The sequence below is a fragment of the Frankia sp. AvcI1 genome (genome assembly GCF_001420875.1).
Classification (GTDB): Bacteria; Actinomycetota; Actinomycetes; order Frankiales; family Frankiaceae; genus Frankia; species Frankia alni.
The window spans coordinates 136,879-157,429 of the sequence record NZ_LJFZ01000008.1; the positions used below are offsets into that span (position 1 = coordinate 136,879).

Genomic DNA, 20,551 nt, shown 5'->3' on the forward strand with positions numbered 1-20,551 from the left:
NACGTGCTGGGCCTCGTCGTAGCCCGTCCAGGTGGGGTACACGAAGGCGTAGCTGAGCAACATCGCCAGGTGGACCGCGGTGATGAGCACCAGCAGCAGCGGCCCCCGCCGCGCGAGGCGCGCGAGGCGGCTCGGCCTCGGCCCGGTCGTGCCGGCAGCGGCCGGTTCCGCGGTGCCGGTGCGTTCGGTGGGCGTCGTCTCCGGTTCATCCATGGTTGACGTCAGGGTAAACGACTGCTGCAGGAGTGCACTGAACAGTGCCGTTCCTGCCGCCTCGCCCCCCGATGCGGCAACCCGGTCGGACCGGCCGGAGCCACGCCGGGTCCCACTTCGCAGCCACCTGCCCCGCGGGCGGATCCTCCGGTCGGCCTCGCGGCTGACCGCCGGTCGCCGCGGGCGCGCCCCGGGGCAACGCGCAACCCCGAGCTCTCCCCCACACCAGGCCCACTGGTGCTCACCCACCAACGCACAACCCACCGGGAACGGTCTAATAGATGAACCAGTCCCTAAACCTCATCGCCACGACGTCATCATCACAACGGCCGCGGCGCGCGTTCCGACGGCAGCAACGACGAGGACCGCCTGACCGAGGAGGGTCCGCGACCCCGTGAGCCCCCACGCCCGTCCGGCGTCGCCGCCACCTGCTCCGCGTACCCCGCCCGATCTGCGGCGCTGGCACGAGGGAGCGCCGGCGCCGGATCCATCCGCGGCGCCCGCTCGGCCGCGACGGCCGGCACCGCCGCGCCCAGCACCACGGCAGCCAGCACCTCCGCAGCCAGCACCTTCGCGCCCAGCACCCCGGTGGCCAACACCCCCGCGCCCAGCACCACCACGCCCAGCACCACCACGCCCGGCACCACCCCAGCCATCGCAGCCCCGCCCAGCTCGGCCGGCTGGGCTGTACCGCCCGAGCAGCCCGCGCGGGCGGCCCGCACGCCAACGGCCACTGCCGCTGCCACCCGAGCTCGATCCCCGCCGCCCGCGCCGGCACCGCTCGTTCCTGCGCCGGCTGTCGCTTACCGTGACCGGGCTGCTGTCCGTGCTCGTCCTGGCACTGAGCTCGCTCGGCTGGGCCGCCTACCGGCACTTCGACGGCGCCATCACCCGGGTCAACTGGAACATCGACGGCGCCCGGCCGGNGGGCGCGGCCGGCGAGGAGAACATCCTGCTGCTCGGCGACGACAGCCGGGAGGGCACCGACGGGGAGTACGGCGTCGTCGACGGGGTGCGGTCGGACACGACGATCATCGCCCATTTCGCCAGGGACGNCTCCGCGACCCTGCTGTCCTTCCCCCGCGACATGCTCGTGCCCGTCGTGCCCCCCGAACGGGCCGAGGCCCGGGACGGTCGAGCGAAGCTGACCGAGGTGCTCCAGCTCGCCGACGTGCCCGGCCTGGTCACCACGTTGGAGTCGCTGACCGGCCTGAAGATCGATCACACGATCTCGATCAATCTCGCCGGGTTCCGCACGATGACCGACGCGGTGGGCGGCGTCACCGTCTGCGTGACGCCGTTGCCCGACGGAAGCACCCGCAACCTGCATGACGCGATGTCCGGCTGGAACGGTCATCTCGGGGAGAACCGTCTGAACGGCGAGCAGGCGCTCGCCTTCGTCCGCACCCGCTACGCCCTCGGCGACGAACGGCTGCGAGTCCTGCGCCAGCAGCAGTTCCTCGCCAAGCTCCTGGCGACGGCGACCGGCGCGGGCGTGCTCACCAACCCGGCGAAGATCACCGCCCTGCTCGGCGCGGTCGGCGGGGCGCTCAGGGTGGACGCGGGACTCGACCAGACCGCTCTGCTCACCCTCGCGAAGCGAGCCAGCGGGCTGAGCTCCGGCGGGGTCCGCTTCGTCACGGTCCCCACCCGGGTGGCCCTGCCGGCCGACGGCGCCGTCGACGGGATGGGGACCGTCCCACCACACGGCGCCGTGCTGGTCGCCGATCAGGCCGGCCTCGCCCAGGTGCTGGCGCCGCTGCGGCCCGCGGGTACGACCCGGCCGGCCACGGCGCCGCCCCCCGAACCAGCCGGGACCGCCGCCGGCCCCGCAGGGACCACCATCAGCCCCGCCGACATCGGCGTCCGACCCGCCGATGTCAGCGTCGGCTCCGCCGGTGTCAGCGTCGGACCCGCCGGTGTCAGCGTCGGACCCGCCGATGTCAGCGTCGCCGCCGTCCGCAACGCCTCGGGGCGGACGGGGCTCGCCGCCGCCACAGTCGACGCACTGCGGTCGCTCGGATTCACTGGAGCGATGACGACGGCGACGACGACCGGTCAGGAACCGACCGAGATTCACTACCCTCCGGGCCACCAGGCCGCGGCACGCACCCTGGCCGCCCGGCTGCCCGGCGCCCTGCCCGTCGAGGACCCCGCCCGGGTCGGGGACGGACTCGTCGTCGTCCTCGGCACCGCGTTCGCCGGGCTGGCGGCAGCCACGCCGGCTGCTCCGGGCTCGGTGGGGACGGGTGCCGTCCCGACGACGACGGGCAGCGGCACGGTCGGCACGGCCACGCCGGCGCCCGTCAACACCTCCTGCACGCCGTGACCGGGGCGCCACCGCGGCTGGTGCCCGCGGCCCGACTGCTGGGATCGGCGGGCGCGGCCGGCACGCCGGACGGAGACGTTCCCGCGGGAGTGCGGGGCATCGCCGGACTGCTCGCCCATCGGCTCGCCACCGACCCGGCCCGGCCGCTGGTGACCTTCTACGACGACGCGACCGGCGAGCGGGTGGAGTTCTCCGCCATCACCCTGGACAACTGGATCGCCAAGACCGCGAACATGCTCGTCGACACCCTCGGCCTCGGTGCCGGCGACCGCATCGGCGTCGACCTGCCGACCCACTGGTTGGGCCTGGTCATCCCGCTCGCCGGCTGGCTGGCGGGGCTGGAGGTCGTCCTCGCCGACGCCGGCGCGCGTGCCCTGGCCGCGGACGCGTCGCTGCCACCGGCGACCCGCCTCGGCGCGTTGTTCGTAGCCGAGGACCGGCTCGACGCGACCGCAGGCCTGGTGGTCGACGAGACGGTGGCCCTGTCGCTGCGCCCGCTGGGCGGCCGGATGCTACGACCCGTCCCCGGCGTGCTGGACTACTCCGCCGAGGTTCCCCCGCACGGCGACCGGTTCGCTCCGCCGCCGCCCCCACCGGAGCAGGCCGAACTGCTGCGGGCCGGCGCGCGGGTCGCGACGGCCTGGGGACTCGGTCCCGCCGACCGGGTCCTGTCCACCGCGCCGCCGGCCACGGCCGAGGGGCTCCTCGGCGGGCTGCTCGCCCCGCTGGTGGCGGGCGCGTCGATGGTGCTCTGCCGCCACCTCGACCCCGCGGCGCTCACCCGTCGGATCGACAGCGAGCGGATCACCGCCATCGCCGCCGCACCAGCCTCGATCGGCGGACCGGGGGCGGCCGGCGCCGGGGACGGGGCCGGCGCCGAGGCCAACCCACCCACGGGCCCGGGCGTGCGGACACTCCAGCTCCCCCACCTCGGGTGATGCCCGCTCGGGCCGACGTGGCCGCCGACACCGCAGGGTAGTGACTACTCTCGCCAGCCGGTGGCTCCCGGTGCGCGACAGCGGGGCGCAGGGGATCCACGCCGATCCCCTGCGCAGCGGAGGTGCCGATCGTGAGCAGGTCCACTGATCCGCGGATCAGCGTCATCGGCACGGGTTACCTCGGTGCGACCCACGCCGTGTGCATGGCCGAGCTGGGCTTCGACGTCATCGGCGTCGACATCGACACCCGCCGGGTCCGGCGGTTGTCCGCCGGGGAGGTGCCGTTCTACGAGCCGGGTCTCGAGGCGCTGCTGCGCAAGAACCTCGAGGCCGGCCGGCTCACGTTCACGGGTTCGCTGGCCGAGGCGGTCGAGCGGGCCGACGTGCACTTCGTCTGCGTCGGCACGCCCCAGCGGCCCGACAGCGGCGCGGCGGACCTGCGCCACGTCGACGCGGCGGTGAGCGGCCTGATCACCGCGGGGCTCGGTCCGGACGACCTCGTGGTCGGCAAGTCGACGGTGCCCGCGGGAACGGCCACCCGCCTCGCGGCGAGGCTCGCGGCCGGCGCGCCCGGCGCCGAGCTCGCCTGGAATCCCGAGTTCCTCCGGGAGGGCTTCGCCGTCGACGACACCCTACGGCCGGACCGGCTGGTCTTCGGGGTCGCCCCACGGGGCATGGCGGAGCGACGGTTGCGAGCGGTCTACGCCCAGATGATCGGCGACGATGTCCCGGTCGTCGTCACCGACCTCACCACCGCCGAGCTTGTCAAGGTCGCCGCGAACGCCTTCCTCGCCACCAAGATCTCCTTCATCAACGCCATGGCCGAGGTGTGCGAGGCGACCGGCGGCGATGTCGTCGAACTGGCCGGTGCACTGGCNCACGACGCCCGGATCGGGCACCGCTTCCTGCAGGCCGGCATCGGATTCGGTGGCGGCTGTCTGCCCAAGGACATCCGGGCGTTCCAGGCCCACGCGGACGAGCTGGGCGTCGGCCGGGCCCTGGCATTCCTCGGCGAGGTCGACGCCGTCAACATCCGGGCGCGGGCACGCGCGGTGGCGCTGACCCGGGAGGTCCTGGGCGACTCGCCGGCGAACCGGACGGTGGGGGTGCTCGGCGCCGCGTTCAAACCCAACTCCGACGACATCCGCGACTCACCCGCCCTGGAGGTGGCCGAGGCGCTGCGCCGGGCCGGAGCCCACGTGTCGGTCTACGATCCGGCCGCGGTGGAGAACGGGCGGGCCTGTCACCCGAACCTGTGCTTCGCCGACTCGGTGGTCGGCGCGGTGGCCGGTGCCGAGGTCGTGCTCGTGCTCACCGAGTGGCACGAGTTCCGGGAGCTCGACCCGGCCGTGCTGCGACCACACGTCGCGCGACCCGTCGTCATCGACGGGCGCGGCGCCCTCGATCCGCATCGGTGGCGGGCAGCCGGCTGGACCTACCGGGCCCTGGGCCGGCCGCCACGATGACCGTGACCGATCACCTCGCGCCGCGCGGTCAGGCCGGGACCTCCACCAGCCCACCCGTCTCGACCTGGTAGACGAAGCCNCGCACCGAGGTCGTGGACTGCAGGAACGGCGAGGAGCGCAGGATGNGCAGCGAAAGGCGCACGTCGTCCTCCACGTTGGCGAACGCCTGGACCGACCACTCGGGACGCACGCCGGTGTCCCGCTCCAACTGGTCCCGGAAGCCGTCGTCGGTGATCTTCTCCAGGCCGCACCCGGTGTGGTGCAGGAGGATGATCTCCGTGGTGCCAAGCACGTTCTGGCTGACCGCGAGCGAGCGCACGACGTCCGTGGTGATGACGCCGCCGGCGTTGCGCAGGATGTGCGCGTCCCCCTCGGTCAGGCCGAACAGCGACTCGACGTTGATCCGGGCATCCATGCACGCGACGACCGCGACGCCCAGGCGCGGACGCGCTGCCGGGGAGGCGGGCAGCCCGGCCTCCTGGCGCCGGGCCGGATTCCCGGCCGCGTGGGTCAGCAGCAGCTCCGTCACGGTGGCCGTGCCGCCCACCGGTCCCGCNGGACGGACCCGGTCGGCGTGCGCGTCGGCGGCCGCCTCGGCCGCCTCGGCTGGGCTCTGGTACTCGGTCGACGTCGTCATCAGCCGCGCGACCGACTGGTGAAGGAGATCATGGTGGTCCATCCTCCCGATCGATGGTGACCGTGCTCCCGTGCTGTCAACTGCCGTGTTGTCAGGATGCCGGCCACCTACCCACCTTCGTCGATGTTCCCCACATTCGGCTAGGTTGCGCCACTCACGTTGCCGGTCGCAGCGAGACGGTCGCATCACTCATCGTAGGACGGGGAACACCTCCTCAGTGCCCCCACCACACCTCGGTAAGTTTTCGGTCACCGCTCGCAGTCGAGGTCCCGGCCCCGGTCCCGGCGAGGGTCGCCGGGCCAACCCCGTCCGAGGGGGTGNCCCCGAACCCAGGGGGAGGCANCCGGTACTCTCCTCGGGTGGTAAGAATCGAACGAGGTCGCGTGTGGTGAGGCACCGGCAGTCACGCTCGCCGATGCAGGTACTCATCCACGAGATGGGCAAGTTCGGGCTGGTCGGCGGCGTCTGCTATGCCATCGACTTCCTGGTTTCGAACCTGTGTCACACGCTCCTCGGAATGGGTCCACTCAGCGCGAAGACCGTCTCCACGGTGGTTGCGGCCACCTTTTCGTACATCGGAAACCGGCAGTGGTCTTTCAACCACCGCGCCCGGACCGGTCTGCGCCGCGAGTACACCCTCTTCGTGATCCTGAATACCGTCGGACTGCTGATCGCGCTCGGCTGCCTCGGGTTCGCCCGGTACGTGCTGGACCTGNGAGGCGTNCTCGCCTTCAACCTGTTCGGCAACGTCATCGGCACCGNCCTGGGCACGGTGTTCCGCTTCTGGGCGTACAAGAAGTGGGTGTTCCTACACCCCGACCACCCCAAGGCCGTCGTGAACACCGGTGCCGACCAGGAGAACCACCCTCCGATCCCGGAGCACGCCGGCCGGATCTGACCGCCGTCCCACCCCGGAAGCCGGCCTACTCCGAGGCGACTGCCGTGCGTCACCATCCAGGACCGCGATGCCGCACGGGCGGTCCGTCAGCTGGCATCGCCCACCAGAGTTGATCAGGTCTGTAGGCCCTACCGCCCGGCGGGCGTGGCCGCGGCGGGACAATCCCGGCTCGGCTCGGAGCTCCCGGCTCGGCTCGGGACGGCCCACCGATGGGCACCCCAATCCGGACCCCCGCCGCTTCGGCCTCGACGCGTCCCACCGCACGTCCGGTGGGTACCACGAATGGTTGTACGTCGCAGGCCGGCCGCCCGACTGAAGGGCACGTCTGGTCCCGTCCGGACACCGGGAAGCTCCATCCGCGCACGTNCCAACCCGTACTCGAAGCATCCCTGGTGAGTTACGCTCTGCGGGCCCAACCGGTGCTGCGCGTTCGCGGTCATCTACCATGCGTCACTGTTCGACTCTCGGAACGCACGCGGCAGGCGCCGGCCGCCCCGCAGCCGTCGGGAGAACATGCCGTGACCCAGTCCTCGCTCGCGTCGCCGCGCCCGGGCGGCCGGCCTCGCGACGAGAGCCGGGACCACGCGATCCGATCGGCCACCCTGGACCTGCTCGCCGAACTCGGTTACGACGGCGTGACGATGGACCGGGTGGCCGCCCGCGCCCGCGCCGGCAAGGCCACGATCTATCGCCGCTGGCCGTCGAAACTGGCGATGGTGATGGACGCGATCAACGCCTTCGCCGAGGAACGCATGCCGACTCCCGACACGGGTTCACTGCGCCTCGACATCGTCGAGTTCCTNACTTCCTTTCACGAGGCCATCCGGGGCGGCCGCGGGCGGATCATCGCCGAACTGATCTCGGAGATGNCCCGCAATCCCGATCTGCGAAACGCGCTGCGTGGCGGGCTCTGGACACAACGCGAGGCGAGTTCCCACGCCATCGTCGAGCACGCGATCGCCCGCGGGGAACTCCGCCCGGACATCGATCACGCGATACTCATGGAGATCGGCACCGCCATCATCCTGCAGCGTGTGCTCCTCACCGGCGAGCCTGTCGACCGGCCGTTCCTGGAATCGATCGTGGACGACATCGTCATCCGTTACGCCGCCTGATCCCATCCACAGCGCCGGGGGACTGCACCGGCACCACCGGTCCACCCCGGCCGGCCCACGTGAACCGGCGTGAGTCCCGCGGTCGGGCGGACCGCCGCCGGCGATCGCCTCCACGAGGGCGGGAGGGGGCGACCCGACCCCGTGGGCCTGTCGAGAAGGCGACCCCCCCTTCGTTCCAGCAGCAAAGGCCCTACCATCAGCAGCGGGCCCGATCTGGGGCGGAAGTCGCGGTTTATCCTGTCCCAGCCGCGGTGGGCGCGGGCGGAGCGAGGGGACCGGCCAACACAGGGCTGCCCCGACCGCTGGCGGGCAGGGACGGGGCGCGACGCCGGGGGCGCCTTCGCGCGGCACAGGAGGATCTCATGCAGTCACCGGGCCCAGGCCCCCAGGACCCGGACGCCGAGACCCAGCGGGTACACGGCACACCGGCCGGTTTCCACCCGGACCCGGCTGACCCGGGCGGCGCCGCGCCGTACGACGACGCGGAGCGGACTCGTCTGGCCGGCGAGGATTCCGGCAGCCAACGACCGGGCCAGGCTGATGGTTGGCCGACGGTCGTCCAGCCGCCCGCGGGCCCGGGATTCCCGCCCGTCGCGGCGGGCCGCCCGCGCAACGATCCCTACGGCCAGACGGAGCCCCACGCTCCGGCCAGCCCCTACGGCCAGACGGCGCCCTACGGCCAGACGGCGCCCTACGGCCCGGCAGATCCCCGCGGCCACCGGGATCCCTACGGACGTGACGATCCCCAAGGTGGCCCGGATCCCTACGGTCGTGGCGGGCCCCAACAGGGCGAGGACGAATACGGCGAAGAGGCGCAGACTCGGATACTTCCTGACGGCGCGGGCAGTGGATGGCCGCCGGGAACGTCCGCCGGACAGGGTCGAAGCCCGGCTCCGGAGGAGTACCCGCCGACCGCCGCCTACCCGCCGGCAGGGGGCTACGGCGCGGCGTCGGGGGCCGGCGGCCCGAGCGGTCCGGCCAGCGGCGGCTACGGCGGCTCACCCGGCTACCCACCCACCGGATACCCACCGCCGGGTGGCTACGCGCAACCGGCCGCGGGCTACGACCAGGGCTACCACCAGCAGGGCTACCAGCAGCAGGGCTACCAGCAGGGGTACCCGGGGCCCGGCTATCAGGAGCAGGGCTACCAGCAGGGTTACCAGCAGCAGGGCTATCCGGCGGCCGGTGGCTACCAGCAGGGCTACCCGCCGGCCGGGGCGTACGGGGCGTACCCGCCGGCCGGTACCGGACCCGCGGGTGGGCCTCGGCCCGGCGGCTCCGGTCGCCGACGGGCGGTCATCATCGGCGCGGCCGTCGTCGTCGTGCTGCTCCTCATCATCATCCCGGTCGTGCTGCTCACCGGCGGGTCCGACGACGGGAAGCCGGCGGCGGCCGACTCGGTCTCACCCAGCGCGCCGCCGACCGCGCCGGCGAGCCCCTCCGCCACGCTCTCGTCCTCACCGAGCCCGTCACCGAGCGCGTCACCCAGCGCATCCTCGACGCTCACCCCGGCCGAGAACGAGCTGGTCGCCAAGCTGGACTCGTCGGCGATGACCGACTGCAAGCCCAACAGGGATGCGGAGAGCGACCACATCCTGGCCGCGCTCTTCTGCGACTCCGACGACGGCAAGGTCGTCGCCGCCTACGCCTACGCCACCGCTGGTGACCTCACCAGCGACGTCGACGTCCGCAAGTCCTTGGCCACCGCTCCGGGCGGCACGTGCAAGACCGGCGGCAGCGAGGTCTTCACCTGGAACTTCGACCAGGGAAAGACCCAGGGCACCGCCGTCTGCACGGTCCGGGACAGCAGTCACTTCATCTTCTGGTCCTACGACGACAAGCTGGTCTCGTTCATGGCGACNGGAACCGACGGCGTCGCTTTGTATGAATGGTGGAGCGGGTTCGATCCGGTGCCGCAGAGCTGATCCGGTCGGGGCGCGCTGTCGCGCCGCAAGCCTGCTGCCACGCGTCCGGGCGGGTGGCGATAGGGCCGCATTTGTTGTGCAGTAGCCCAATACCACCGGTATTCGCAGGGTGGTGCGCCTACTCTGGGGACCGCAACCGTCACCCATCTCGGGAGGAACCGTGCCGAGCCCCGGCTATGGCGACGACGAGACGTCGCGCTCACCCGAGCAGTCGCCGCCGGGGCCGCGCCTCGGCGACGATCCGGACTCGGGCTCGGACCTCGACGATGCCCAACGCACCATGCCTCCCGGGGGCCTCGCCCCGGCAGGACCCGCCCCGGCAGGACCCGGCGACCGGTTCGGGGCCGACCCGGCGAGCGGCGCGGNCCGGGCGGGCGCGGCCCCGGACCCGCTGCGCCAGGGCCCCGGGCCTGGGCACGTCTCATGGCCGCCGCCCTACGCGGGACCGGGCTCACCGCTCGGTGACCCGGCAGCCGACACCACCGCGCGCGGGCCCGCTTACCCGCCCGGCCCGCCCATCCCGTCGGCACCGCCCCGGTTCGGCGGCCTGACCGGTCCGGGCGGGCCACCCGGCCCGTTGGCCTCCGCAGCACCCGCCTGGCCGTCACCGCCGGCGCCGCCCGCCGCCCCGCCTCGGACCGGGCCGGTCGGGCCGGTCGGGCCGGTCGGGCCGGTCGGGCCGGTCGGGCCGGGGAGCTTCCCGGCGCCCACGCCCGGCGTTGGATCCGGATCGAGCTCCCCGACCGGGCCCGGCGGTCCACGGGAGTCCGTCGGACCGCCCGGGCAGCCTGGACAGGTGCCCATCACCGGTCTACCCGGGGCCGTCGGCTCGGAGCCGCGTCCGCCCGGGCCACCGGCTCCCCCGGGTCCGCCCGGCGGACTGGCCGGACCGCCCGGTCCGCTCTACTACGCTCCGCCGATCAGACCCGGTTCCCTCCCACCCGGCGCAGCAGGGGCACCCGGGACACCCACGCCCGGCCCCCCGCCGGTCGGCTTTCCCGGGAGCCTCACCCCGCCGGCCGACCCCGCCTTCACCGCCCGACCGCTCCCCGCCGGCCCCGGAGGCACTCCCACACCAGGCTCCGACCTCGGCGGACCGGCCTCGCCCGGCGCTGCGCCAGGGCTTGGTCCCAGCGGCACGGTCCCGCCCTGGGAGGGTGACGGTGACCTCACCTACCGGCTGACCCCACCCAGCTCGACCGTTCCCGGACGTCCGGGTGTCCGGCCGCCCGCCGGTCCCCAGCCCGGACCCGCCCACCAGGTGAACGAGCCCAGGGGAAGCCTGGTCGGCGACGGCGACGGCGACGGCGACACGACCTTCCTCGGACCGTTCGGGGCCCGCGGTGGAGCCACCGGACCCGCCGGCGGTGCGCGCGACACGCCCACCGGCCCTGGCCCCGGCCCTGGCCCCGGCCCCGGAGTGTCCAGCGCCGCCGGAACGGTGACCCCGGATGTTGGCGCGTTCGACGCCGCGAGGGCCGCTGGCGCTGCCCGGGGTGGCGGCGCTCCCCCGCCCGGCTTTCCCACGCCCGGGCCGATCGGCGGGTACCCGCCGCCGGCCGGCGCCGGTCCCCGTGCGGTGCCGGAGCACCGTCCCGTGCCCTATGGCCCGTTCCCGGCCGGGGCCGGTCCGAACGGGTTCCCGCCGGGCGCGGTACCCGGCCGCGACAACGCCTTCCCCCTGCCCGCCGCCCCCACCGCGCCCGTCCCGGACAGGGGTCGCCCGGCGTCCCTGCCGGGCCTGTTGCCCGGACTGCCGCCACCGGCCGGCGACGGCTCCGAGCCCACGGCCGGTGGAGCCCGGGAGGGCGCCCGCCGGCCCGCAGCCGACCGGAACAAGGTGCTGGTCGACCGGCGCCTGTTGATCGGGGGCGGCGGGTTGCTGCTGGTCCTGGTGATCGTGTTCGGAGTCCTGGCGTTCACCGGGGGCAACGGAGGCGGTGAGTCGACCACCGCCGCCCAGGGCCGCCCCGCGGGCGCCGGGACGGCCACCACGGGCACGGGGGCCGAGGCCGGGGGCGATCCGCGGGAGATCCTGCGATCTCTGCTCAATCCCGCCGTCATGACCGGTTGTACTGCTCCGGCACGCAGCGACAGCGCCTACGCCGACGCCACCCTCATCTGCAAAGCGCCGTCGGGGATGGAGGTCAGCGCGTTCCACTTCCCGAACCGTTCCGCACTGGATCGACAGATCGGCGCCCGGGAAACGTTCTACTTCGACGAAGGAAACTGCGACGACGGGNAGCAGAGCTCGGAACGGTGGAGCTCGCCCGCCGACGCTACCGGTGGCAGCCGCCTGTGCTACTTCTTCGCGAACAGGTTCTACGAGTTCTGGACGTACGACGACCATCTGATCGCCTTCTCCGCCGACGATCCGACGGCTGCTCGCATCAACGACTGGTGGCACTCGTTCACCCCGCTGCGCCGCTGAGTGACAATCGTTCGGGAGGGCGGACGGCATGCAGGATCCCGACGAGACCACCTCGCCGGAACCGGTCGACGACCCCGAGGGGTCGCTGGTCGGGGACGGGGATCACCGCGCTGCGGGCACCGGCGGCGGACGGCGGCGAGCCGTTGTGGCCGGCCTCGCCGGCGCGGTCATCATCGGTGCGGGCGTCGCCGTCGGGCTGCTGGTGAGCGGCGGTTCGGATCAGGCCTCCACCGGGCGGCCCGCCCCGAGCACCGCCGTTTCGGGTTCTGATCGTTCCAGCGGCGGCCGCACGGTCGGGAGCCCGGCGCCGAGCGTGACGTTCGATCCGGCCGATGCCCGGCTGCTGGCCTCGCTGCGGCCGTTCGCGGTCACCGACTGCCGGGCCGCCCCTCGTGATGGTGACGGGGTGGCGGCGGCGTTGACCTGCGCCCCCGGGGTCTCGACCGAGACCCCGGCGCCGGCGCGACTGTCGGTCCTGCGGTACCGGGACGCTGCCGCGCTGCAAGGCGACGTCGAACGCCGGTCGGCGAAGCTCACCGACGCCGGGGACTGCGCCCGGGGTCAGACCAGCATCGAGCGTTGGGCCCACAGCGCTCGGCGCCGCGGCACCTTCCTCTGCACGGCCGAGGCGGACCGGTTCGCGGTGTTCTGGACCGTGGACGACGAGTTGGTCGGCTTCGCCACCGAGGATCCCGATGCAGGCCGGCTCCTGGCCTGGTGGCGCGAGTACGACCCGCTCTGAACAGAGCCCTGACCTGGTCGACGGGGTGGTCTCAGTAGTCGGGACGGCCCCGCGGCCGGTACGGCGCCGAGAGCTCGGCGAGGGTCTCCTGGACCCTGTGCGCGTGCGGCATGCACGAGAGAACGACCCGGCCGCGCTGACCGGCCGTCTCGACGATCAGGCTGCCCGATCCCAGCAGGCGGTCGATGGCGTTCTNCCGCACCGTCGCTGCGACCAGCCAGGCGAGCGGGATGTCCCGGCCGGCACGGGTGATCAGGCCTTCTCTGATCACGAGCCGCTGACTGGTGACGACGTAGTGGGTCGTGAGCTGGCGCAGCCAGGGCATCGCGCCGAGGTAGGCGATCGCCCCGAGAGCGAGGAACAGCACCAGGTACTGGACGGGTTTCTGCACCACGCCGCCAGGCGCGAAGAAGACGCCCAGCACCGCGAGGACGAGAGCCACCACCGTCCAGAGCGCCGGAATGATCAGGCTGACCCAGTGCGGGTGCAGATGCAGGACAACCTCTTCGTCCTGGGTGAGGATGTCGTCGGGGAACGCCACGGTGACGATCGTCGCATCCGGCACCGACAGGCCACATTCGGGTCCGTCGCGTGGCGGGCCGGCTTGCGGAGTCCGCCCTGCCCGCCGTCACCGCAGGTGGACGACGTCTCCGGCGCTGTAAGCACGACCGGCCACCACGAGCCGCCCCTCGAGATCGACATCCGTCGCCCTGCCGATGTCGGCCGAGCCGTCCGGGAGCTCGACGCGGACCTCCCGACCGATCGTCGCGCACACCGCCAGATAGGCGGCGCGGGCCGCCTGAGGATCGGCCTCCCAGGCGGCAAGCGCGTCGACGAGCCCGGTGAGGATCCGTCCGAGTAGTTCGGTGCGGTCCAGGGCGACCGGATGGGCGCCGGCGAGCAGCAGACTCGTGGACCGGGCCGGCAACTCGTCCGGTTCCGCGTTGACGTTGAGCCCGAAGCCGATGACCACCGATGGCGCGGACGCCGGCACCGGAACAACCTCTACCAGGATGCCGGCCAGCTTCCCGCCCTCGACCAGGACGTCGTTGGGCCACTTGAGGACCGCGGGCACGCCGGCGACGGCCCGCACCGTGGCGACCAGCGACGTGCCGACGACCATCGGCAGCCAGCCGAGCCGGGAGACCGCGGTCCGCGGTCGGATGAGCAGGGACACGGTCAGGCCGGCCCCGGGTCGGGACTCCCAGGAGCGGTCGAGCCGCCCACGCCCGGCGGTCTGCCGTTCCGCGGCGAGGACCAGAGCGCGGCCGTGGGGGGCGACCCCGGGCTCTGAGCCTTCGCGCCACTGTCGCGAGAGCCCGCCCAGAGCCGGATCGCCGGTCTCCCCCCGCGCGATTCTGGCCAGGGCCGCGTTCGTCGAGTCGATCTCCTGGATCACGGTCAGGTCCATCCCGGCCGCCGCCGCGGCAGCCGTCAGCCGCGTGGCGTCGAGGGGACCCCGGTCACCGGCCGGGCCTGGTGACCGACCTCGGCCGGCGTCGGCGGCGTCGTCGTCGTCGGCGGCGGCGGCGGCGGGCGCAGCTGGATCCTGGGGCGGTTCCGCAGGGGCGGAATCCGGCGTCGAGCTCACGGCAGACAGCCTGCCAGAGCGGTTCGTCTCACGAGCGCAGGCTCGGGGCGCGCATCGACACACCGATGGTCCGGGCGATACGAGACCAACCTCACGTCGTCCGATCTGTGCCGGATGNCACGAGTCGGCCAGTGCGCCGACGTGCAGAGCGCTCCTGGTACCCGACCGGGGATACCAGAAGTGGGATGCTGTGACCTTCGATACGGCCCACCGGAGGCGAGCCCCAGATTCCGGTCAATCGATGAGATCAACTCCACAACAGTCGCGCACGTGAGCCCACAGGGGTCGTACGCTGCGGCCTATGGCTCTTCCCGCGTCCGCCGAGGATTCTGCTCCCGACCCGCACACCACCGCAGGGNGACTTGCCCAACTGCGGCGCGTGAACGAAGACGCGGTCCACGCCGGGTCGCAGCGGGCGGTAGACGCCCAGCACGCCAAGGGCAAGATGACCGCGCGTGAGCGGATCGAGGCCTTCCTCNACCCGGGCTCGTTCGTCGAGACCGACGCGTTCGCGCGGCACCGGGCGCACGACTTCGGCGTCCAGGCCAACCGCCCGTACGGCGACGGCGTGGTGACGGGGTACGGCACCGTCGACGGCCGCCAGGTCTGCGTGTTCAGCCAGGACTTCACGGTCTTCGGGGGNAGCCTCGGCGAGGTCTTCGGCGAGAAGATCGTCAAGATCATGGATCTGGCGCTGAAGACCGGCTGCCCGGTCGTCGGTATCAACGACTCCGGCGGGGCCCGCATCCAGGAGGGTGTCGTCTCGCTCGGCCTGTACGGCGAGATCTTCTACCGCAACGTCATGGCCTCCGGTGTCGTCCCACAGCTTTCCCTGATCATGGGGCCGTGCGCCGGCGGCGCCGTGTACTCCCCGGCGATCACGGACTTCACGCTGATGGTCGATCAGACCAGCCACATGTTCATCACCGGCCCGGACGTCATCAAAGAGGTCACCGGCGAGGACGTCGGGATGGAGGAGCTGGGTGGTGCCGCCACCCACAACTCGCGCAGCGGGGTCGCGCACTTCCAGGCCGCCGACGAGACGGAGTGCCTGGAGCTCGCCCGGGCACTGCTGTCGTTCCTGCCGTCGAACAACCTCGACGAGACCCCGAGTTACGACGCGGTGGACGACCCGGGCGCCGAGATCGATCCCGAGCTCGACACCTTCATCCCGGACTCGCCGAACACGCCGTATGACATGCATCAGATCATCGAGCGCCTGGTCGACGACGGGGACTTCCTCGAGGTCCACGCCCAGTTCGCCCAGAACCTGATCGTCGGCTTCGGGCGGGTGGACGGCCGATCGGTCGGGGTCGTGGCGAACCAGCCGATGCAGTTCGCCGGCACCCTCGACATCGACGCCAGCGAGAAGGCCGCACGCTTCGTCCGGACCTGCGACGCCTTCAACATTCCGGTGCTGACCCTGGTCGATGTGCCCGGCTTCCTGCCCGGTACCTCCCAGGAATGGAACGGGATCATCCGGCGAGGCGCCAAGCTGATCTACGCCTACGCCGAGGCGACCGTCCCCAAGGTCACCGTCATCACCAGGAAGGCGTATGGCGGCGCGTACGACGTGATGGGGTCGAAGCACCTGCGGGCCGACATCAACCTCGCCTGGCCGACCGCCGAGATCGCCGTCATGGGTGCCCGGGGCGCTGTGAACATCATCTACCGGCGCGATCTGGCCAAGGCAGAGTCTCCGGACAGCCGCCGGGCGGAGCTCATCGAGGACTACAACGANCACTTCGCGNCCCCGTACATCGCGGCGGAACGCGGGTACCTCGACGCGGTGATCAACCCGTCCGAGACCCGCCGGGAGATCATTCGAGCCCTGCGCCTGCTGCGTACCAAGCGGGAGTCCCTNCCGCCGAAGAAGCACGGCAACATCCCGCTGTAGTTCGGCCCCGGACTTTCGCCGGCACGCAGCCGGTCCGCTTCCCACGCGCGCACCCGCTGGACGAGCGAACACGCGACGAGGGACGACGATGGACGGCAGGCTGCGCACGGTGCGCGGCCGGAGGTCGAGTGAGGAGAGGACCGTGGCCCAGGACGACGACGGACAGACCAGCCGGCCCCGGCTACGTCTGATCCGTGGGAACGCGACACCCGAAGAGATTGCCGCGGTGGTCGCGCTTCTGGCGGCGCGCGCGGTTCCGGTGGAAGGTCCGTCTCCCGTGCGCTCCGCCTGGGCGGATCCGGCTCAGGCGCTGCGTGCCCCACTCGCTACCGGAGCAGGTTCGTGGCGACGCTCCGGGATGAGCCCGGGTGTACGCACCCGAGCTGGTTGGTAACCGAACCGACAGGTGACGCCGGGATGTCGGTGGCATCACATCCAGGCACAACAAGAGCGAACTGTGCGGCCCGACTCGCCTAGACTTCAGGCAGGCCGGACGAGGACGGGAGCAACGTGCGTAAGATCCTCATTGCTAACCGGGGAGAGATTGCGGTTCGGGTGGCCCGCGCATGCCGCGACGCCGGATACACGAGCGTTGCGGTATACGCCGAACCGGACATCGACGCACTNCACGTGCGCGTCGCCGACGAGGCATTCGCGCTGGGTGGTACGACCCCTGGCGACTCCTATCTACGCATCGACAAGATACTCGATGCCTGCAAGTCGTCCGGAGCGGATGCTGTTCATCCTGGATACGGCTTCCTCTCGGAGAACGCGGATTTCGCCGAGGCTGTGATCGGTGCCGGCCTTACCTGGATCGGTCCGCCGCCCGAGGCCATTCGCCGCCTCGGAGACAAGACGGCGGCCCGCCACATCGCACTGGCCGTCGGCGCGCCGCTCGCGCCGGGCACCGCCGATCCCGTTGCCGGCGTCGATGAAGTCGTCGCCTTCGCCGAGCAGTACGGCCTGCCGGTCGCCATCAAGGCCGCGTTCGGTGGCGGTGGCCGCGGGCTCAAGGTCGCCTGGACCGCGGAGGAACTGCCCGAACTGTTCGACAGCGCGGTCCGAGAGGCGGTCGCCGCCTTCGGCCGGGGCGAATGCTTCGTGGAGCGCTACCTCGACCAGCCCCGGCACGTGGAGACGCAGGTCCTCGCCGACAGCCACGGCAACGTCGTCGTCGTCGGCACCCGGGACTGCTCGCTGCAGCGGCGCTACCAGAAGCTCGTCGAGGAGGCGCCGGCGCCGTTCCTCTCCGCGGAGCAGCTCACCGAGCTCTACGAGGCGTCCAAGGCGATCTGCAAGAAGGCCGGCTACGTCGGCGCTGGCACCGTGGAATTCCTGGTCGCCCGCGACGGCATGATCAGCTTCCTCGAGGTGAACACCCGGCTCCAGGTCGAGCACCCGGTGACCGAAGAGGTGTCCGGCGTGGACCTCGTCCGCGCCCAGTTCCGGATCGCGGAGGGTGAGGCGCTCGACTTCACCGACCCCGCTCCCCGCGGCCACGCCATCGAGTTCCGGATCAACGGGGAGGACCCCGGCCGCAACTTCCTTCCCGCTCCGGGAACAGTGACCACGTTCGTCTCGCCGGCCGGTCCGGGCGTACGTCTCGACACCGGAGTCGAGAGCGGCAGCGTGATCGGGGGCGCCTTCGACTCCCTGCTCGCCAAGCTCATCATCACCGGTGCGACCCGCCAGGAGGCGCTGGAGCGTGCCCGGCGTGCGCTGGACGAGATGGTTGTCGACGGCATGGCCACAGCACTGCCGTTCCATCGTGCGGTCGTGCGGGACCCGGCCTTCGCTCCCGAGGACGCCGCGGAGCCGTTCCGCATCCACAACCGGTGGATCGAGACCGAGTTCGACAACACCATCCCGGCCTTCAGCGGTGGCACGGACGCCGACACCACGCCCGAGCCCCGGGAGTCGGTCATCGTCGAGGTGGGCGGCAAGCGTCTCGAGGTCGTGCTGCCGGCGGGGCTCGGCGCCACCTCGACCTCGTCCGCGTCGCGTGGTGCCGCGCCCAAGCGGTCTTCCCGCGGCGCGGCGGCCACCAAGGTGACCGGTGACGCCCTGACCAGTCCCATGCAGGGCACCATCGTGAAGGTTGCTGTCAACGACGGCGACACGGTCGCCGCCGGCGACCTCATCATCGTGCTGGAAGCGATGAAGATGGAGCAGCCGATCAATGCTCATCGCGGCGGCACCGTCACCGGTCTGACCGCAGCCGTGGGCGCGGTGGTCACCAGTGGTGCCGTTCTCTGTGAGATCAAGGACTGATCTGCCTCTCCGCCCGCCGCGCTGTCTTCCTGCCGGCCGTCCACTTCATAAGCTGCGGGGTATGGACGGCGGCGAAGACAGCGCGACGGTGCGCGGGCAGGACACGGCGACAGCCCCGCCGGCGGTGGCGCGACGGCCACCGCTGACCGGCCGTGTCCACTATCTCCTCGGCGGGACACTTCCTCCGACCTACAACGCGTGGATCTCCCAGGATTTGACCGCCCCAGGCTGGCGGACGCGGCAGGCGGCACGCCCCTTCGTTCTGATGCTGCCGTTTGCCGTGGTCTTCGCTCTGCTTCCGGGCGAGCTGGCCGTTCGCGCGGCGACGGTCGCGTTCCTCCTGGTCGCCGGGGCGGGGTTGGGCTTCGCCACCAGCGGCTTCTTCCGGAACCGGCGGCTTGAACAACACGGCTTGCCACCCGTGATTCCGCCGCACGAGGACGAGGATGACGAGTAACCGTCGGCTCCACGCCGTCCCCGGCCTGACCGGCGCCCAAGGATGATCATTCCTGCTCATGGTGCACCGGGCCGACGTGATAGGTGCGCTCTTCCGGACTCGTCCAGATGAAGTGTCCGGGTCTGACCTGGCAAACCTTCCACCGCGTCACCGGGCTGGTCGTGGCGGAAGGTGCGGCTCCGCGCGGCCGGTCCGCGGCGTGCTTGAGCCGGTGATGGCGGCGGCACGCCGGNCCAAGGTTNCCTTCCTCCGTCCTGCCGCTGTGGCTGCGCGGCCGAGTATGGTCGAGATCGCAGGCGGCTGACGGTTTGTCGCAACCTGGAAAGACACAGGTGGGATTACGAGCCCGGATATACCGGGCCAACGCGGCGGATGGGAATCGCCGACTCGCCGTCTCCACCACCCGTCCCTCCGCCGGGTCGGTGAGGATCCGCCGCCAGGTGCATCGCGGGTTGGCCGCCATCTCGCGGACGATCTCGGCGGGTATCGGCCCGTAGCCCGGGATTTCGCCGGGCTTCTCCGACAGGCCCGCCAGGGATTCCACCGGCACGATGACCTGCATCTCGATATTGATGCGATCGCGGTCATCTCCCATGATCAGGTCGTAGAGGACGTCGGCACGCCGCTGGTCGAGGTCTCGCTCGTCCTGCGTCGTTCCGGCCTTCTTCGCCAGCCCGTCGACCTTTTGGAAGGCCGCCACCATGCGGTCTGCGGGCAGCAGGGCCGAGAGGCGTCCCATCGCGTCGGCCTCGGCCCGGATCGTCACCCGACGTGCGTTCGCCGCCTTTCGACGCCGACGTTCGGCACCCTCCGGGTCCACCTTGATGACGCGGCGCCGCACGGCGGCGGCGAAGGCGCTGTGACTGGGGCGGCCGCCGCCGTTGCTCAGCACTCCTCCGGCGACCTCGTCCGCCTGTTCGTCCGTGAGGTTCGCCGTCAGTCGCTCCAGCGCGCTCAGACGCTCCAGGTCGATGGATCCGAAGCCGAGAGCGTTGACCGCAGCGGGCATGCGGCGAACCGCGCTGACCNCGAAGGCCAGCCGCCTGCCGCCCGCCGCCGGCGACAGCCTCAGCTCGGCAGCCAGTTCGTCCCCGGCGAACTCGTCGAAGGCCTGGTAGCGCTGTTCGCCGCCGTCGAGTTCGGGCGGCCGTAGCCGAGCAAACCTCGCCCGGACAACCAGCCGGGCGGCCTCCCAGCGCGCGATCTCCCGCTCGATCTGCACGTCGAGATGCAGACAGGCGCTCGCGTCGAGATTCTCCACCCATTGCGCGAACGGCGATTCCAGTATGCCGGCCACGTCACGTTCGTCCACAGCCGCTGCTTGCGGATCCGGGGCACCAGCGTCTTTCTCCCCGCCGGACCCTCCGCCCGGATCATTCGCTTTCCAGAATTCAGAAAATGAATACACTGCGCCACCTGCCGCNGGTAGATCGCCGGAAGGGTCAGGCTCCGGAAAAGATACGCCCGATCCATGTCTGCGCGATCGGCGGCCNGGAGTCGCGCGAGAGCATCGACTCCAGCCATCGAACACACGTTCGCAAGCATAGTCGATGCCGGCCGCCTCCGCCAAGCAGGTTCCGCATCCACGACGAGCGCCCTGCGAGATGCACGACCACAACCCCTAGGAAATGCTCGCGCCAT

Annotated in this window: 12 protein-coding genes and 17 pseudogenes; 20 read left to right on the forward strand and 9 right to left on the reverse strand. The window is 72.0% G+C overall.

The features are described 5' to 3' along the window. Window position 1: 1 nt before the first annotated feature. A pseudogene (locus UK94_RS47350) lies at window positions 2-213 on the reverse strand (hypothetical protein); the annotation flags it as partial. Window positions 214-533: 320 nt separating this feature from the next. Then, window positions 534-959, reverse strand: a complete 426-nt coding sequence (locus UK94_RS73435) for a hypothetical protein (protein ID WP_157734200.1) — start codon at window positions 957-959, stop codon at window positions 534-536. 181 nt (window positions 960-1,140) lie between these two features. Between UK94_RS73435 and UK94_RS73445 the strand changes: the two are divergent. The 5 genes and pseudogenes from UK94_RS73445 to UK94_RS47365 all read left to right on the forward strand — a co-directional run. Beyond that, window positions 1,141-1,268: pseudogene (locus UK94_RS73445) on the forward strand (hypothetical protein); the annotation flags it as partial. A gap of 1 nt (window position 1,269) precedes the next feature. Further along, window positions 1,270-2,542: pseudogene (locus UK94_RS10750) on the forward strand (LCP family protein); the annotation flags it as partial. Then, complete coding sequence (locus UK94_RS10755; RefSeq protein ID WP_011602425.1) at window positions 2,539-3,480, forward strand: TIGR03089 family protein; 942 nt, start codon at window positions 2,539-2,541, stop codon at window positions 3,478-3,480. The pseudogene UK94_RS10750 and the gene UK94_RS10755, both read left to right, overlap by 4 nt. A gap of 122 nt (window positions 3,481-3,602) precedes the next feature. After that, window positions 3,603-4,357: nucleotide sugar dehydrogenase (locus UK94_RS47360; RefSeq protein WP_235487416.1), on the forward strand; the 755-nt coding region annotated here is incomplete at its 3' end. Window position 4,358: 1 nt separating this feature from the next. Continuing rightward, window positions 4,359-4,946: pseudogene (locus UK94_RS47365) on the forward strand (UDP binding domain-containing protein); the annotation flags it as partial. A 126-nt stretch (window positions 4,947-5,072) separates the two neighbouring features. Here UK94_RS47365 and UK94_RS10765 read toward each other — a convergent pair. Then, a pseudogene (locus UK94_RS10765) lies at window positions 5,073-5,502 on the reverse strand (carbonic anhydrase); the annotation flags it as partial. 496 nt (window positions 5,503-5,998) lie between these two features. Between UK94_RS10765 and UK94_RS47370 the strand changes: the two are divergent. The 7 genes and pseudogenes from UK94_RS47370 to UK94_RS10795 form a co-directional block, all read left to right on the forward strand. Then, window positions 5,999-6,298, forward strand: a 300-nt coding sequence (locus UK94_RS47370; protein ID WP_235487471.1) for a GtrA family protein, incomplete at its 3' end; no start/stop codon positions are given. 47 nt (window positions 6,299-6,345) lie between these two features. Then, window positions 6,346-6,481, forward strand: a pseudogene (locus tag UK94_RS47380) (GtrA family protein); the annotation flags it as partial. 518 nt (window positions 6,482-6,999) lie between these two features. Then, the coding region (locus UK94_RS73450; protein ID WP_268761296.1) for a helix-turn-helix domain-containing protein at window positions 7,000-7,283 on the forward strand (284 nt) is incomplete at its 3' end. 1 nt (window position 7,284) lies between these two features. Beyond that, window positions 7,285-7,350 (forward strand): annotated as a pseudogene (locus tag UK94_RS47390) (TetR family transcriptional regulator); the annotation flags it as partial. A gap of 1 nt (window position 7,351) precedes the next feature. Next, window positions 7,352-7,596: pseudogene (locus tag UK94_RS47395) on the forward strand (TetR-like C-terminal domain-containing protein); the annotation flags it as partial. Window positions 7,597-10,782: 3,186 nt separating this feature from the next. Continuing rightward, window positions 10,783-11,763 (forward strand): annotated as a pseudogene (locus UK94_RS10790) (hypothetical protein); the annotation flags it as partial. Window positions 11,764-11,980: 217 nt separating this feature from the next. Further along, complete coding sequence (locus UK94_RS10795; protein ID WP_050997013.1) at window positions 11,981-12,694, forward strand: hypothetical protein; 714 nt, start codon at window positions 11,981-11,983, stop codon at window positions 12,692-12,694. Window positions 12,695-12,725: 31 nt separating this feature from the next. Here UK94_RS10795 and UK94_RS47400 read toward each other — a convergent pair. From UK94_RS47400 to UK94_RS10805, 3 genes and pseudogenes are all read right to left on the reverse strand, one after another. Next, the coding region (locus tag UK94_RS47400; protein WP_235487477.1) for a PH domain-containing protein at window positions 12,726-12,889 on the reverse strand (164 nt) is incomplete at its 5' end. Window position 12,890: 1 nt separating this feature from the next. Further along, a pseudogene (locus tag UK94_RS47405) lies at window positions 12,891-13,019 on the reverse strand (PH domain-containing protein); the annotation flags it as partial. Window positions 13,020-13,322: 303 nt separating this feature from the next. Further along, a complete protein-coding gene (locus UK94_RS10805; protein ID WP_235487480.1) occupies window positions 13,323-14,294 on the reverse strand; it encodes a biotin--[acetyl-CoA-carboxylase] ligase in 972 nt (323 codons plus the stop codon). A 350-nt stretch (window positions 14,295-14,644) separates the two neighbouring features. Here UK94_RS10805 and UK94_RS73455 point away from each other — a divergent pair. The 8 genes and pseudogenes from UK94_RS73455 to UK94_RS10820 form a co-directional block, all read left to right on the forward strand. Beyond that, window positions 14,645-14,763, forward strand: a pseudogene (locus UK94_RS73455) (hypothetical protein); the annotation flags it as partial. A gap of 1 nt (window position 14,764) precedes the next feature. Beyond that, window positions 14,765-14,927: pseudogene (locus tag UK94_RS47410) on the forward strand (carboxyl transferase domain-containing protein); the annotation flags it as partial. Between the two features lies 1 nt (window position 14,928). Next, window positions 14,929-16,025 (forward strand): annotated as a pseudogene (locus tag UK94_RS10810) (acyl-CoA carboxylase subunit beta); the annotation flags it as partial. Between the two features lie 11 nt (window positions 16,026-16,036). Beyond that, window positions 16,037-16,148, forward strand: a pseudogene (locus UK94_RS47415) (carboxyl transferase domain-containing protein); the annotation flags it as partial. A 176-nt stretch (window positions 16,149-16,324) separates the two neighbouring features. Then, entirely contained in the window at window positions 16,325-16,576 is a 252-nt protein-coding gene (locus tag UK94_RS32400; protein WP_011602413.1) for an acyl-CoA carboxylase subunit epsilon, read from the forward strand. 116 nt (window positions 16,577-16,692) lie between these two features. Next, a partial coding sequence (locus tag UK94_RS73460) for a biotin carboxylase N-terminal domain-containing protein (RefSeq protein ID WP_268761303.1) occupies window positions 16,693-16,808 on the forward strand: 116 nt, incomplete at its 3' end. A 1-nt stretch (window position 16,809) separates the two neighbouring features. Then, window positions 16,810-18,453 (forward strand): annotated as a pseudogene (locus UK94_RS10815) (biotin carboxylase N-terminal domain-containing protein); the annotation flags it as partial. A gap of 61 nt (window positions 18,454-18,514) precedes the next feature. Next, entirely contained in the window at window positions 18,515-18,910 is a 396-nt protein-coding gene (locus UK94_RS10820; RefSeq protein ID WP_055749703.1) for a DUF5313 family protein, read from the forward strand. Window positions 18,911-18,956: 46 nt separating this feature from the next. On the opposite strand, the pseudogene UK94_RS73465 reads toward UK94_RS10820, so the two are convergent. The 3 genes and pseudogenes from UK94_RS73465 to UK94_RS75990 form a co-directional block, all read right to left on the reverse strand. Further along, window positions 18,957-19,142 (reverse strand): annotated as a pseudogene (locus tag UK94_RS73465) (HNH endonuclease); the annotation flags it as partial. 10 nt (window positions 19,143-19,152) lie between these two features. Then, the coding region (locus UK94_RS47425; protein WP_235487484.1) for an HNH endonuclease signature motif containing protein at window positions 19,153-19,938 on the reverse strand (786 nt) is incomplete at both ends. Window position 19,939: 1 nt separating this feature from the next. After that, a pseudogene (locus UK94_RS75990) lies at window positions 19,940-20,318 on the reverse strand (HNH endonuclease); the annotation flags it as partial. Window positions 20,319-20,551 lie beyond the last annotated feature (233 nt).

Bases quoted from the DNA above. Each gene is read 5' to 3' on its own strand.
- UK94_RS10795 (WP_050997013.1), top strand. From the start codon at position 11,981: ATGCAGGATCCCGACGAGACCACCTCGCCGGAACCGGTCGACGACCCC.
- UK94_RS10820 (WP_055749703.1), top strand. From the start codon at position 18,515: ATGGACGGCGGCGAAGACAGCGCGACGGTGCGCGGGCAGGACACGGCG.